Source organism: Pseudomonas sp. 18058 (assembly GCF_902706155.1).
GTDB lineage: Bacteria > Pseudomonadota > Gammaproteobacteria > Pseudomonadales > Pseudomonadaceae > Aquipseudomonas > Aquipseudomonas rustica.
In genome coordinates this window covers 1-14,120 of sequence record NZ_CACSJY010000059.1, presented here as the reverse complement: position 1 = coordinate 14,120, position 14,120 = coordinate 1, and the positions used below count along the sequence as shown (strand labels likewise).

The following is a 14,120-nucleotide window of genomic DNA, read 5'->3' as shown; positions in this document are numbered from 1 at the left end:
GGAAACTAGTTAACGACCATAAGGTTGATAGCAGCTAAGGCTTGTAGAAGGATGAATGGACGTTGACGAACAGATTTTTATCTGTGCTCAGTTGATTCAGATTTACTGAGGATGTAAAGATTGTCCGAGGCTGACATCTTCTCTATTCGACCAAGTGCGATGTATTCGTTAAATTCGTTCTCAACTATTTTTTGGTCACAGTATTTTTTATATTTCAATGGTCTATCACTAGCGTAAATGTATAGCCGCCACACATCGAAGCCGTCGATTCTATCATTTGATCCGTAATCGAAATCCACTGATTCCGAAGGGAAGTGAATAGCGCATCCGATACCGTGGAGCTCGTATTCAACTCCATTTGTTATTTCTCCACAGCGTTCGATTTGTTTGCTCCGCCAAAGTCTTAAAATATTGCGGGTGCCAAATTTTTTACGTAATAGCTCCGTGCCGTAGTCTACTTTCGAAAGAAAGTCGGTAATTAGCTCTTCAAGCGACGTGTCGGTATTTTTCATCTTCTTCTGTGATGCTCCAGTCGGTCGTGCCCTACATTTTCAGCAGATTCGATTACTTCTTCGATAGTGTTAAGGGTGCCCTTGTGTTCTCTGATGTTGGTGATCAATTGCATAGTTATCGGCGTTGCTGTTTGTCTTGCAGCTGCTGCACGGTGGTGTCCATCCAGAATATAAAGGGTGCCTTGATATTCCGCTACGTCTATGGGAAAGCTACTGTCGTATCCATCAGCTCGCATTTTTTTTCCTAAATCTTCGACCCGTTTAGTTGATCCTTTTCCCGAGATTGCATGTGTACGCTTCAATGGTTTTGGGTCAACACCATGGATCAAACTTGGTAATTGCGGGTCGCCTTCGCCTACCTTAGCCTCACCAATCCCCCCCGGCACCTCACACCCAGGCCTATTCGGCGGCGGACAATTGGAGTTCAACCCCAACGGATCCACCCACCCAATCGGATTCGGCGTGTACTGGTACTGATTCAACCCACCCGCCAGCTTCACCGGATCCGGCGTCAGATACCTCCCCAGCCGCGGGTCATAATACCGATGTCGGTTGTAATGCAGCCCACTCTCCGCATCGAAATACTGCCCCTGAAACCGCAGCGGCTGATCCAGATACTCATCACCCGCCAACGTCACCGCCGCGACTTTCCCGTAGGCGTCGTACTGCGCCGACCAGACGATTTCCCCGCTGTAATCGGTCAGTTCCAGCGGCGTGCCGAGGTGGTCGTTCTGGTAGTAAAACGGGCAGGCCTTTTTCGGGCCTTTGCCGTCGAGCAGCGCTAGCGGGCGGAAGGTGCCGGGTTCATAGACGTAGCTGCGGTATTCGGTATCGCTGCTTTCAGCGACGAGGTTGTCGCCTTGCCAGAAGAATTCGGTGGTGGCGCCGTCGACGGTTTTGCTGATGCGTCTGCCGAAGGCGTCGTAACGGTAAGACGCGGTTTTACCGTCAGGACGGGTCAGGCCAATCAGGCGGTGCTGGCAGTCGTAACGGTATTCGGTGACGAGTTTGTGCGCTGTGCCGCGACGTTCGCGGATCAGGTTGCCGAAGGCGTCGTAGTCGTAATGGCGGTCGCCCTGCATCAGCAGGCGGTTGCCTTTGATCTGGCTCGGGCCGGGGCGATCCTGCATGAGCAGGTTGCCAGCCGGGTCGTGGGCGTAGGTTTCCGGGAGTTCGTCGCGGGAGTGGCGGACGCGGATCAAGCGGTCGAGGGTGTCGTAGCCGTAGGTGCGTTGGCCGTGGCGGGTGTCGGCGATGTACGACAGGTTGCCGTTGGTGCTGTAGGCATAATCGCGGCGATACATCGAATCGCGTTTATGGCCCACGGCATGGGCGAGCAGTCGGCCCTGTTCGTCGTAGGAGTATTCGCTGAGCAGCAGGCCTTGCTCGCGTTGTTGTTCGCGACCGGACTGGTAGACGTGGCGGGTGAGTGGGGCGCCGTTGAGGTCGATGCCGGCGAGGGCGCCACCCTTGGCGTGTTGATAGTCGAGTTTGCTGTTGTCCGGCAAACGCATGCTTTTGAGCTGACCGCAGGCGTCGTAGGCATAGCGCAGAGTGCCCCAGCCCTGATGCTCGGTGATCAGCCGATCCTGGCGGTCGTATTCGAAGGTCAGCGGATGGTTCTGGCCATCATCGACGCTAGTCAGGCGCCCTAACGGGTCGTACTGATAACTGACCTTCACCCCATCCGGCAGGGTTTTAACCAGCAGACGCCCAGCGCCATCACGTTCGTATGCGGTGACTAACCGTGAGTCGTCATCGCCAAACTCGGTCTTTTCCAGCAGATGCCCGTTGAGGTCATAGACATAAGCAGTGCGCCGACCATCGAAACCGGTTTCCTGTCGGATTAATCCGGTCGCCGTGTAGTCCAGCCGATATTTCTCACCCGACTCGTTCTCGATCTCCGTGAGCAACAGTTGCGCGTGGTCGTAGCGGTACTGCACCCGCGTGCCGTCGGCATTGATGCGACGGGAAACCAGATGCAGGTCATCATCGTATTCATACCGCGTGACATGCCCCAGCTCATCACGCTCGGCGGTGACTTGCCCGTACGCGCCGTAGGTGTAAGCACGCGTGGCGCCCGTAGGAAAAGTCGTCTGAACCAGTCGTCCAACGGCGTCCCACTGCTGTCGGGTAACGGCGCCATGTTGATCAACCGTGGTCGTCCGCCGTCCCAAAGCATCGTAGGAAAAACGCCGCACGCCATCCTCAGGCAACGTCTCTTCAACCAGTTGGCCGAGGTCATTCCAGGCCAGCAGATGACGGCTGGTGTCCGGATACCGGATCGACACCAGTTGCCCACGCACGCTGTAGTAGTAATGAGTGACCTGTCCGTCAGGATCGACGGCCTCGGTGATGTCGCCCTCAGCATTGCGCCGATAAATCCAAACCGCATCGCCACGCGAACGCCGATGCAGGAAACCGTTGCGATACTCGTAGGAAGTCGGCGCATCCGCCGCAGGAATCAGCGCGATCAGTCGTCCGACATCGTCATAGCGGTACTCGGTGATAGAACCCAGCGCATCCTGTTCAGCGATCAACCGTCCCTGATCGTCGTACGCCTTAAGCTGCTCGCCACCGTCGGCCTCAACCTTGCGCACCAGACGCGCACGGTCGTCGTGGACGTAAACCTCTTCAGTGCCATCGACGTAATGCACCGCCACACTGCCGTCGTCATCCCAGACATAACGCGTGTCCATCTGCGAAAACGACGCCCAGTGCCGTACGCAACGCGCAGCCTTGCCAGCCCGTTCCCACTCCCAGAAAAAACTCGCGCCACCGGTCAGCTGTCGCTGCAGGATAACGTGCGCATCGTCGTAGTCGTAGCGCTCGCTTTCATCTAATGCATTGGTTGCCGCCAACAAGCGCTGACGCGCGTCGTGGCAGTAGCGAACAAGGATTTGCTCCGTCGCCCATTCCGCGTTTTGCAAACGTTGGTAATCGACCGCGATGAGTTGCGCGCGGTCGTAACGCAGCAACAACGAGCGACCGGCACCGTTATCCAGTCGCTGAACCCTGTCAGACCGATCGCGATGTACCGTCAGACGATTGCCATAGGCATCGCTGATCGACGTCAGACGCCCGGCCCGAAAGTGGTAAAACCGCGCCGTTTCCCCAGCCAGCGCGAGGATCAATTCCTCCGGCTCATCCCCGAGAAAAATTGCTGCCCGCGACAAACTGTTGTGAATAGAAGGCCGCTCAACATTCGGCAGCGGGAACCGCGTGCGCCGATTCTCGTGATCGACCCAGACAACCGAGTCGCCATCAAATTCCAGTCGATGCGCCAGCGAATGGCTCCAGCCAAACCCCAGCCCGACATCGATTTCCACCGCACTCGTGCGATACAACCGGGTGAATTCAAACGGCAACACGCCATCAAGCACGCCATCAGTCAGCGTCAGCAGTTCCTCGCCAGTGACCATCGATACCGGACAGCCGTTGGTGCAGGTACGCGGTACACAATCAGCGCTATCCCCATTAGGATTTTTCGCCTGATCCGAAGCGTCATCGTGAGGCTCATGACGCTCCATTCGCGTGGCGCCCTGCGACTTGTCCCGCGCAATCGGCGCCGGGTTTGGCACCGTCAACACCACTTCATCTGCCTGCCGAATGTTCAGCGGAATCGACGGCGTCGGCTTCAACGGCACATCACGCGCACTCAACATCAACGGTCTCAGCGCGCCCGCATGCTGGGTCAGCTCCGGCGCAGAGGTCAGTTCAGCCAGGCGCAACGCCGAGGCCGCCAGCCATTCCCGCGCCCGTGGCGATTTGATCTTCGCCAGCACTTTGCTGCTCAAGCGCAGCGGCACGCCGACGCCACCCGACACGCGCATCAGCAGGAAGCTGATCAGCAGTTCGACGCGCACCTCAGCCACGACTTCGGCCAGATACTGCGGCGGCAGCATCTTCAGCCAACTGGTGAACGCGGCCAGATGAATGAACATCAGCGGCTCATCGCTGAGCATCAGCAGTGCATTGGCGATCGCGTCGCTGGAGGTTTGCAGCAGGGCTTCAAGCTCGGCGGCGCTGAGGTATTCCAGGAGCTTTTCGCTGTTGGCCTGCAGATCGGCGAGGAGGGCGAACAGTTGCTTGATGTCATCCCAGACACCGTTCAGCGCTTTCTCGAAACCGCGCCAATCCGCCTGTTGCAACTGCCGGTAACGGTCAGAAAATCCGGCGTTGGAAAACTCCGCCCACAACGGCTGAAAACCTGTCCACTCGGCACGCAACCAGCGCTCGAGGTCACCGAGAATGCTTTCGTAGGAGTCATACAACTCACGAACATGCGCAGTGGAAACATCGGGAAAGAAGGTGATGCGATAACGCTGGCCCCGATCGCAATCGGTCACCTGCAATATCCCGCTCGGGCCGATCGTATGGCGCAGCGCTTCGCCGAAGGTCAGGACACCGCCGACGTCGCCAATCACCGGTTCGAGCGTCACCGGGGTGTTGCCGATCGGTACGAAGCGGGCGGCTTCGAACATGTGCACCAGGGTCAAAGATCCGCTGGCGGGGCACATGACTACGGATGAGCTGATCGGTTTGCGGGACTTGATCGGGGCGCTGAGGCGTACGTCGTTGCCGACGGTAAACACCTGCTCGACATCCAGCGCCGTGCCCGTCCAGTATTGTTCGGCCCAGGCTTCGTAGTTATTGAGGCACAGGCGAAATTCGCCGATCAGGGTTTCGAAATCCGGGTGATCCGGATTCAGTGCGGCAACTATCAGCAGGCCAATGCTGTTGTTCAGGGCCAGTAGCCGATCGGGTTGAAACATTCGCAGTCGCTCGCGCACATCAAGGAGGAGCACGGACTTTGCGGGGGATCAGTGAGGAAAGAAGTCGGCCAAGTAGGTGATGCCTGTAGGACGTTTCGCTAAATATTCGCGAGTAGTTCATCGGCGCAACAGACATTGCCCGTTGCTCAATGTCTGTCGCGCTCGTTATGCTGCTGAACCCTTTAATCAGATCCGAGCAGCGGCGCGATGCCGCCTGGGATGTCTTTGAAAACGGATCCGATGATGAATGCACCGCTGAAGGCGTTCGGCCCGATCAAGGCCGTGATTTTCGATATGGACGGTTTGTTGCTCGACACCGAAGGCATTTACACCGAGGTCACTTCGCTGATTGCCCAGCGCTACGGGCGCACCTTCGACTGGAGCGTCAAACAGAACATCATCGGTCGCGGTGCCAACGATCTGGCCAATTACGTGGTGCAGGCGCTGGATCTGCCGATCACCGCCGATGAGTTCCTGGAGATCCGCGAGCCGTTGATGCGTGAGCGTTTCCCGAAAGCGCAGGCGATGCCGGGCGCCGAGGAGCTGATTCGGCACCTCAAGGCGCACAACATTCCGATCGCGGTGGGCACCAGTTCATCGCGTCAGTCGTTTGGTCAGAAAACCACGCTGCACCAAGAATGGTTTGCGCTGTTCGACTTCATTGTTACCGCAGACGACCCGGAAGTCGGCGCAGCGAAACCGGCACCGGATATCTTCCTGACGGCAGCTCGACGTCTCGGCGTCGCGCCTGAGGACTGTCTGGTGTTCGAGGATTCGCCGTTTGGCGTGACCGCTGCGAAAGCCGCCGGCATGACCGCGATTGCGATTCCGGACGCCGCCATGGCTGATGAAAAATACGCACACGCGGACGGGATACTTCGTACGTTGAAAGCCTTCACCCCGAGTGCCTGCGGTTTACCGGCGCTGGAATGGGCGTAAACGCTTGAGACACAAAAACGCCGCCGCTCTGTGAAAAGAGCGGCGGCGTTTTTCGTTCCGGCTTTGAAGTATCAGGCGCCAAAACCACCGTCGATGGTCAGGCTGGCACCGGTGATGTAACCGGCTTCCGGGCCTGCCAGGTAGGCGACGAAGCTGGCGATTTCTTCGGCTTTACCATAGCGGCCGACGGCCATCAGCGGGATCAGGCTTTCGGCGAAATCGCCGTGCGCCGGGTTCATGTCGGTGTCGACCGGGCCGGGTTGCACGTTGTTGACGGTGATGCCGCGTGGGCCGAGATCGCGGGCCAGGCCTTTGGTCAAACCGACCAGTGCCGACTTGCTCATCGCATACACGCCGCCACCGGCGAAGGGCATGCGGTCGGCGTTGGTGCTACCGATGTTGATGATGCGCGCGCCTTCGCCCATGTGTTTGGCGGCTTCTTGCGAAGCGATGAACACGCTGCGAATGTTGATCGCCACGGTCTGGTCGAAGTCTTCCAGTTTGAAGTCTTCCAGCGGTGCGACGGCCAGCACTCCGGCGTTGTTGACCAGAATATCGACGCGGCCAAACGCTTTGACGGTGGCGCTAACGGCGTGGCGGATGGCGGCGGCGTCGGCGCTGTCGGCCTTGATCGCCAAGGCTTTGCCACCGTTGGCGGTGATGCTGTTTTGCAACTCTTCGGCTTTGGCGGTGGAGCTGACGTAAGTGAAGGCTACTGCAGCGCCTTCAGCGGCCAGACGTTTGACGATGGCAGCACCGATACCGCGGGAACCGCCTTGAATCAGAGCGACTTTACCGCTGAGGTGTTGAGTGGTCATGTTCGATCTCCAGAGTGTTCAAGGCGGGAATGCCTTGGTATTGGTGGCGAGTATCGGCGTGGTATCGACAACTGTGTAGACCATGATTGCTATAGTCTGTGTAAACCAGAAGTTTATAGTGGCGATCATGGAAACCTTCAGCAGCATCGAATGCTTCGTGCGCAGTGCCGAGGTCGGCAGCTTTGCCGAGGCCGCTCGGCGCTTGAGTCTGACCCCGGCGGCAGTCGGCAAGAGTGTGGCCAAACTTGAGGTGCGGCTCGGCGTGCGGCTGTTCCAGCGTAGTACACGCAGCCTGACGCTGACCGAGGCCGGGCAGCTGTTTTTGAATCAGGTCAGCGGCAGCCTGACCACCATTCAGAATGCCGTGGCCAATCTGTCCAGTGTCGAAGGGCTGCCGGCGGGAACGCTGAAAGTCAGCATGGGCGCCGCGTTTGGTTGTTTGCACATCGTGCCGATGCTCGGTGAGTTTTTGCAGCGATATCCAGCGATCAGTCCGGACTGGCATTTCGATAATCGCCAGGTCGATCTGATCGGGCAGGGGTTCGATGCGGCCATTGGTGGCGGCTTCGATCTGCCGCAAGGGGTGATCGCGCGCAAGTTGAGCCCGGCGCACCGGGTTCTGGTGGCATCTGCCGACTATCTACAGGCCAATCCCGAGATCACCGAGCCGGACGATCTCAGCCATCACGACGGGATTCTGATCCGTTCGCCGCAAACCGGGCGCGTGCGTTCCTGGCAGTTGACCGGACGCGATCCGCAGAATTGCCGGCCGTTGATGCTCAAGGCGCGCATGACCCTGAGCGATTCCGAAGCCGCGTGCGCAACGGCGGCGCAAGGGTTGGGGATTGCGTTGGTGAGCATGCCATTTGCGGTGGGGTATCTGGAGTCGGGGAGGTTGCAGCGGGTGTTGCCGGAGTGGTTTGTCGATGATGGCAATATTTCGGTCTACTACGCCGAGCATAAGTTGTTGCCGGGGAAAACCCGGGCGTTTGTGGATTTTTTGATTGAGCAGTTTGTGGAGCGAGGGTTGGCGCGGCGGTTTAGTGCTATCTGAGTAAGGCTTTAAACCGAGTTGTCCCGTTCGCGAGCAAGCTTGGCTCCTACAGGTTTTGTGTTGAATGCAAAATGGTGATTCGACACAAAACCTGTAGGAGCCGAGCCTGCTCGCGATGAACGATAACGCGGTCTACCGGGCAAACCGCCCCGGCCAGCCAATAATGTTCTTCGGCCGCGGCGTCGCATAAGTCCGCACCTTCGACGTCGACAAGCCCAACCGCACAAGCGATTCCGCAATCGTCACCGCCGCCGTCACGCCATCCACCACTGGCACGCCGGTGCGTCGACGAATCTGCTCATCCAGCCCGGCCATGCCGCCGCAACCCAGGCAGATGACCTCGGCCTTATCCTGCGTCACCGCCAACTCAGCCTGATGCACGATCGCTTCCAGCGCACGCTGCGGTTCGTGTTCCAGTTCCAGAACCGCCAAACCACTGGCCCGCACCGAAGCGCAACGATCCCACAGCCCCGACAATTTCAGCCGATCCTCGATCAGCGGCACGGTGCGATCCAGCGTGGTCACCACCGAATACGCGTGGCCCAAAAACATCGCAGTGCTCGCCGCCGCGTCGGTGATGTCCACCACCGGCACGTTAAGCAATTCCTGCAAACCTTCGCGACCATGTTCGCCATAACCGGCCTGAATCACCGCGTCGAACGGTTGGTCGTAGGCCATCACCCGATCCATCACGGCAATCGCGGCGAGGTAGCTTTCGAAGTTGCCTTCAATCGAGTCCGCGCCAAAAAACGGCGTCAAGCCAACGATCTCGGTACCCGGTGACGCGACGGCCTGCGCCGAGCGGGCGATGGCTTGGGTGATGGACTCGGTGGTGTTGACGTTGACCACGAGAATACGCATGGGAAATCCTTATAGCGGGCAGTTCTGCGGCCCGACATCCGGGCCGCGAGGGAAATTAATGGCAGACGTTGTCGACCGCGATCGACTCGCCGCTGACGTCGGCGTAGTGCGGTTCGCGTTTGGCGATGATCAGGTAGAGCATTCCGGCGATGCCGGCACCGATCAGCCAGGAGAACGGCGAGACGCTGTGGAAACCCGGCACCAGCGCCAGCACGATGGCGATCAGCGCCGCTGGAATGAACGCGGCAACGGCGCGCAGGTTGACGCCACGGCTGTAGTAATAAGCGCCGTTCGGGTCTTCGCTGTAGAGCTGCGGCACGTTGATCCGGCCTTTGCGGATCAGCCAGTAGTCGACCATGATCACCCCGTACAATGGGCCGAGCAGGGCGCCGAGGCCGGACAGGAAATACACGATCACCAGCGGGCTGTTGTAGAGATTCCACGGCAGGATCAGCACGGCGATGGTTGCGCTGATCAGCCCGGCGCGGCGGAAGGTCAGGTATTTCGGCGCCAGGTTACTGAGCACGAAAGCCGGGGCGACGAAGTTGGCCATGATGTTCACCGCCACGGTGACGATCAGGAACGCCAGGCAACCCAGTACCAAAAAGAACGTATTGGGAATTGAGGCGATGATTTCGGTCGGGCTTTCGATGATTCGGCCATTGATCTGAAATTGCGCGCCACAGAGCAGGACGGTAATCGCAGCGAACACCAGAATATTCACCGGCAAACCCCAGAAGTTTCCTACCTTGATGGTCTTGCGGCATGGCGAAGAGCGGGCGAAGTCGCAGAAGTTGAGGATCAACGTGCCGTAGATCGCCAGCCACAATGCCCCGCCAGCAAAGATGTTGCGCCACATCTCGCCACCGGTCAGCGGATCGCGGGTCGACCAGGCGATGGTCGCGTTGGCCTGGAAGTACATCCATGCGGCAAGCGCGGCCACGGTCAGCAGAATCACCGGCCCGGCGAACGCCTCGTAGCGACGCACCATTTCCATGCCGTAGGCGAGAATCGCCAGTTGCACGAACCAGATCGCCACGAACGATGCCCAGCCCAGCGTCGACAGCCCGAGAATCGAGTTGTGGTCGTATTCGGCGAAACCGGGATGCACCGCCGTGAGCAGTACTCGTAGGACTACTGACGCCAGATACGTCTGAATGCCGAACCAGGCGATGGCGATAACCGCCCGGATCAATGCAGGAATTTGCGCACCGTGAATGCCGAAACTGATCCGGCTGATCACCGGAAACGGCACCCCGGTTTTCTGCCCCATGTAACCGGACAGGTTCATGAAGAAGTACACCAGCGCCGCGCCGATCCCCAGTGACAACAAAATCTGCCACCCACCCAGGCCCAACGCGTACAAGCCGATGGCGAAGGAATAGTTGGCGATGTTGTGCACGTCGTTCGTCCACAGGGCGAAGATGCTGTATTTGCCCCAGCGTCGACCTTCGGCCTTGGTCGGCGCGAGGTCGCTGTTATGCAGGCGGGGGCTCAGTTGTAACGGTTCGGCCAGACCGTCATAGGACGACGGTTGATCGAGGGCAGAGGCGGGCAGATTCAGCGCGATGTTATTGGAGAGACTTGTACGCATTCCGGCAGGCTCCTGATGTTCAGCGCCGCGATGACTGTGCTTAAGCCGTCAGGCTCGACAAATCTTCGTCGTGGCAGTGAAACATCACTGGTTACGGGGCATCTGCAGCCTGTACGGGATAGGGCGCTTCAGGCTTGCGGATCGAAAGTGTGTTTATGTTTTGCAGTTTTGTATACAAAACATGTATGCACTAAAGCCAGATTTGTGCCAGTTACTGATCTATGGACAGCGTTGCTCATTTCGAAAAGTTATCAATGAGCGCTAAGTCACTGAAATGTGGTGATTAAAAATTGACCGTTTGAACAGGTATTTATTTTCGGCGGGGGATTTGGGCGGGGAGCAAAAGCGTGGGGATTTCGGAGGGGATGTAACCTTTCAGGGCGCGGAAACAAAAAAGTGCACACACAAATGGCACCGATGGTGACATTCGTGTGTACACATTTTTTCAAGATCAAAAGATCGCAGCCTGCGGCAGCTCCTACATGGGAATGCGGTCACCTGTAGGAGCTGCCGCAGGCTGCGATCTTTTAGCTGTTGGACTTACTGATGATATTCCCCGCATGCAGCCCACACTCTTTCTGCGTCGCTTCTTCCCACCACCAGCGCCCTTCGCGCTCGTGCTGATTTGGCAGGACAGGGCGGGTGCACGGTTCGCAGCCGATGCTGATGAAACCGCGTTCATGCAGGCTGTTGTACGGCAGCTCAAGCATGCGGATGTAACCCCAGATCTCTTCGCTGGTCATCTGCGCCAGCGGGTTGAACTTGTACAGGGTGCGTTCCGGAGTAGAGAACGCCGTGTCGATTTCCATCGCTGCCACGGCACTGCGCGTGCCCGGGCTCTGGTCGCGGCGCTGGCCGGTGGCCCAGGCTTTGACGCCGGACAGTTTGCGCCGCAGCGGTTCGATCTTGCGGATGCCGCAGCATTCGCCGTGGCCGTCCTTGTAGAAACTGAACAGGCCTTTTTCCTTCACGAACGGTTCCAGTTTCGTGTAGTCCGGCGACACCAGTTCGATGTCGATCTTGTAGTGCTCGCGCACTTGATCGATGAAGCGGTAGGTCTCCGGGTGCAGGCGGCCGGTGTCGAGGCTGAACACCTTGACGTTCTTGTTGAGCTTCCAGGCCATGTCCACCAGCACCACATCCTCGGCGCCGCTGAAAGATATCCACAGGTCATCACCGAACTCGGCAAAGGCGAGTTTGAGAATGTCTTGCGCGGATTTGTTGGCATAGGTCGTGGCGAGTTCCACGACGTCGAACGTTGCACTCATCAGGGCGGCTTCCTACAGGTCGGTGGCGCTGGGCGCTCTATATGGGGCCGATGGTAACAAAAAGCTGCGCGGCTCGGGGCGCGCTGTGCGTTGCGCGAGTGGATTTGAGTCGCTAGAGTTCGGCCTCGCTCGACTCAAATAATCAATACAAACGGGAGTGTCTTGTGGAAATTGCTTGCCTGGATCTTGAAGGGGTGTTGGTGCCGGAAATCTGGATCGCTTTCGCCGAAAAAACCGGAATCGACTCCCTCAAGGCCACCACCCGGGACATTCCCGATTACGACGTGCTGATGAAGCAGCGTCTGCGCATCCTCGATGAGCACGGCTTGAAGCTGTCGGACATTCAGGAAGTGATCGCCACACTGAAGCCGCTGGACGGTGCGGTGGAGTTCGTCAACTGGCTGCGCGAGCGCTTTCAGGTGGTGATTCTGTCGGATACGTTCTACGAGTTCTCGCAGCCGCTGATGCGTCAGTTGGGCTTCCCGACGTTGCTGTGCCATCGTCTGATTACTGACGAAACCGGGCGGGTGACCAGCTATCAGTTGCGTCAGAAGGATCCGAAGCGTCAGTCGGTGCTGGCGTTTAAGAGCCTGTATTACCGGGTGATTGCGGCGGGGGATTCGTATAACGATACGACGATGCTGGGCGAGGCGGATGCGGGGATTTTGTTCCATGCGCCGGAGAATGTGATTCGCGAGTTTCCGCAGTTTCCGGCGGTGCATACCTTTGCTGAGTTGAAGCAGGAATTCCTAAAAGCCTCCAACCGCGACCTCAGCCTGTAAGCCTGGCTAAATGATCGTTCCCACGCTCTGCGTGGGAATGCCTCAACGGACGCTCCGCGTTCGGCTTTGGATGGGACGCCGAGCGTCCCGGGATGCATTCCCTCGCAGAGCGTGGGAACAATCATTACTCAGAGGTTTTGCAGGGTTTCGAGGAGGATTCTGACTTTGGTGATCGACTCCTGATACTCCGCCTGCCAGTCCGAATCGGCAACAATCCCGCCGCCGCCCCAGCAGCACACCTGCCCATCCTTGACCAATAGACTGCGAATCGCGATGGAGCTGTCCATCTCGCCGCGCACGTCGAGGTACAGCAACGAACCGCAATACAACCCGCGCCGGGTCGGCTCCAGCTCATCAATGATCTGCATCGCACGAATCTTCGGTGCGCCGGTGATCGAGCCGCCGGGGAAGCTGCCGGCGATCAAATCCAGTGCGTCGCGATCATCCGCCAGTTCGCCGGTGACGCTGCTGACCAAGTGATGCACGTTCGGATAGCTTTCCAGACTGAATAACTCCGGTACCCGCACCGAACCAATGCGGCAAGTGCGGCCGAGGTCGTTGCGCAGCAGGTCAACGATCATCAGGTTTTCCGCGCGATCCTTGGGGCTGGCCAGCAGTTCTGCGGCGTTGGCCGCATCTTCGGCTGGGGTCAGGCCTCGGGGGCGGGTGCCTTTGATTGGGCGGGTTTCCACTTGGCGCTGGCTGACTTTGACGAAGCGCTCCGGCGACAGGCTTAACACCGCGCCACCGTCAGGCAGGCTCTGGAAACCGGAGAACGGCGTCGGGCAGGCTTCGCGCAATGCGCAATAGGCCAGCCACGGATCGCCCTGGCACTCAGCGCGGAAGCGTTGAGCGAAGTTGACCTGATAGCAATCGCCGGCCTGGATGTAATGTTGAATGCGTTCGAAGGCCTGACGGTAATCGTCGGCCGAGAGGTCGGCGACCATCGGGTCTTTGAGCTTGAACGGGGTTAAAGCACTAACGACTGGCTGCGTGAACAACAAAATCAGCCGCTGTTGCTCGCTGTCGATCACGGACGGGTGAAAGACCAATTGGCTGGTTGACGTCTGGTGATCGCTGATCAGCGCCCAGTTGTACAGGCCGAAACGTGCGTCAGGCAATTGCAGATCATCGCGGGCCTGGCTTGGCAGGTTTTCCAGATGCCGGCCGAAGTCGTAGCTGAGGTAACCGATCAAGCCGCCGGCGAATGGCAACTCGAAACCCGCCGGTAAATCCGCCTCGCCCAAGTGCTGCAAATTGTCGCGCAACCGCTGGAGGAAATGACTGCCACTCTCGTCCGGCAACACCGCCAGTTGTTCCAGCGGCCAGGCGCTGAGCAGGTCGTAGCGACCACGGTCGGCACTCGGCCGGCCGCTGTCGAGCAGCACGGCGCCGGGCGCGTGGCGGATGGCCGCGAAATAGTCGGCAGGATTGGCGCGGTAGGGCAGCGGGTGTACGGAACAGGTCAACATGGGCGGGGCAGATCGGCCGTTGAGGCGGGGTGGGGATTGTAGTCC

10 protein-coding genes are annotated in these 14,120 nt (G+C 58.7%); 3 read left to right on the top strand and 7 right to left on the bottom strand.

Annotation, left to right across the window (positions count from 1 at the left end):
- Window positions 1–77 precede the first annotated feature (77 nt).
- Together GVL50_RS23945 and GVL50_RS23940 are read right to left on the bottom strand one after the other, a co-directional pair.
- Complete coding sequence (locus tag GVL50_RS23945; protein WP_053116855.1) at window positions 78–512, bottom strand: hypothetical protein; 435 nt, start codon at window positions 510–512, stop codon at window positions 78–80.
- On the bottom strand, window positions 509–5,287 hold the full coding sequence (locus GVL50_RS23940) for an RHS repeat-associated core domain-containing protein (protein WP_159815285.1): 4,779 nt from the start codon (window positions 5,285–5,287) through the stop codon (window positions 509–511). Before GVL50_RS23940 ends, GVL50_RS23945 begins: the two co-directional genes overlap by 4 nt.
- A 243-nt stretch (window positions 5,288–5,530) precedes the next feature.
- On the opposite strand from GVL50_RS23940, the gene GVL50_RS23935 reads away from it, so the two are divergent.
- The gene (locus GVL50_RS23935) at window positions 5,531–6,226 is read left to right on the top strand and encodes an HAD-IA family hydrolase (RefSeq protein WP_159815284.1); all 696 of its coding nucleotides are present in this window, start codon (window positions 5,531–5,533) and stop codon (window positions 6,224–6,226) included.
- Between the two features lie 71 nt (window positions 6,227–6,297).
- Here GVL50_RS23935 and GVL50_RS23930 read toward each other — a convergent pair whose 3' ends face one another.
- Window positions 6,298–7,044: a 3-oxoacyl-ACP reductase family protein gene (locus tag GVL50_RS23930; RefSeq protein ID WP_159815283.1), complete on the bottom strand. Its 747-nt coding sequence runs from the start codon at window positions 7,042–7,044 to the stop codon at window positions 6,298–6,300.
- A gap of 127 nt (window positions 7,045–7,171) precedes the next feature.
- Between GVL50_RS23930 and GVL50_RS23925 the strand changes: the two genes are divergently transcribed.
- The gene (locus GVL50_RS23925; protein WP_159815282.1) at window positions 7,172–8,098 is read left to right on the top strand and encodes a LysR family transcriptional regulator; all 927 of its coding nucleotides are present in this window, start codon (window positions 7,172–7,174) and stop codon (window positions 8,096–8,098) included.
- A 132-nt stretch (window positions 8,099–8,230) separates the two neighbouring features.
- Here GVL50_RS23925 and GVL50_RS23920 read toward each other — a convergent pair whose 3' ends face one another.
- The 3 genes from GVL50_RS23920 to GVL50_RS23910 form a co-directional block, all read right to left on the bottom strand.
- Entirely contained in the window at window positions 8,231–8,959 is a 729-nt protein-coding gene (locus tag GVL50_RS23920; protein WP_159815281.1) for an aspartate/glutamate racemase family protein, read from the bottom strand.
- A 55-nt stretch (window positions 8,960–9,014) separates the two neighbouring features.
- Window positions 9,015–10,553 (bottom strand): NCS1 family nucleobase:cation symporter-1, encoded by a 1,539-nt coding sequence (locus GVL50_RS23915; RefSeq protein ID WP_159815280.1) that lies wholly within the window; start codon window positions 10,551–10,553, stop codon window positions 9,015–9,017.
- 527 nt (window positions 10,554–11,080) lie between these two features.
- Entirely contained in the window at window positions 11,081–11,821 is a 741-nt protein-coding gene (locus GVL50_RS23910; protein ID WP_129391383.1) for a phosphoadenylyl-sulfate reductase, read from the bottom strand.
- Window positions 11,822–11,985: 164 nt separating this feature from the next.
- Here GVL50_RS23910 and thrH point away from each other — a divergent pair, with 164 nt between their 5' ends.
- Entirely contained in the window at window positions 11,986–12,603 is a 618-nt protein-coding gene (thrH, locus tag GVL50_RS23905; RefSeq protein WP_016986256.1) for a bifunctional phosphoserine phosphatase/homoserine phosphotransferase ThrH, read from the top strand.
- Between the two features lie 128 nt (window positions 12,604–12,731).
- Here the strand turns inward: thrH and pabB are convergent, their stop codons facing one another.
- Window positions 12,732–14,075 (bottom strand): aminodeoxychorismate synthase component I, encoded by a 1,344-nt coding sequence (pabB, locus tag GVL50_RS23900; protein ID WP_159815279.1) that lies wholly within the window; start codon window positions 14,073–14,075, stop codon window positions 12,732–12,734.
- Window positions 14,076–14,120: the final 45 nt, after the last annotated feature.

Coding starts and splice junctions, on each gene's coding strand:
- GVL50_RS23945 (WP_053116855.1), bottom strand. CDS start 512: ATGAAAAATACCGACACGTCGCTTGAAGAGCTAATTACCGACTTTCTT.
- GVL50_RS23940 (WP_159815285.1), bottom strand. CDS start 5,287: ATGTTTCAACCCGATCGGCTACTGGCCCTGAACAACAGCATTGGCCTG.
- GVL50_RS23935 (WP_159815284.1), top strand. CDS start 5,531: ATGAATGCACCGCTGAAGGCGTTCGGCCCGATCAAGGCCGTGATTTTC.
- GVL50_RS23930 (WP_159815283.1), bottom strand. CDS start 7,044: ATGACCACTCAACACCTCAGCGGTAAAGTCGCTCTGATTCAAGGCGGT.
- GVL50_RS23925 (WP_159815282.1), top strand. CDS start 7,172: ATGGAAACCTTCAGCAGCATCGAATGCTTCGTGCGCAGTGCCGAGGTC.
- GVL50_RS23920 (WP_159815281.1), bottom strand. CDS start 8,959: ATGCGTATTCTCGTGGTCAACGTCAACACCACCGAGTCCATCACCCAA.
- GVL50_RS23915 (WP_159815280.1), bottom strand. CDS start 10,553: ATGCGTACAAGTCTCTCCAATAACATCGCGCTGAATCTGCCCGCCTCT.
- GVL50_RS23910 (WP_129391383.1), bottom strand. CDS start 11,821: ATGAGTGCAACGTTCGACGTCGTGGAACTCGCCACGACCTATGCCAAC.
- pabB (WP_159815279.1), bottom strand. CDS start 14,075: ATGTTGACCTGTTCCGTACACCCGCTGCCCTACCGCGCCAATCCTGCC.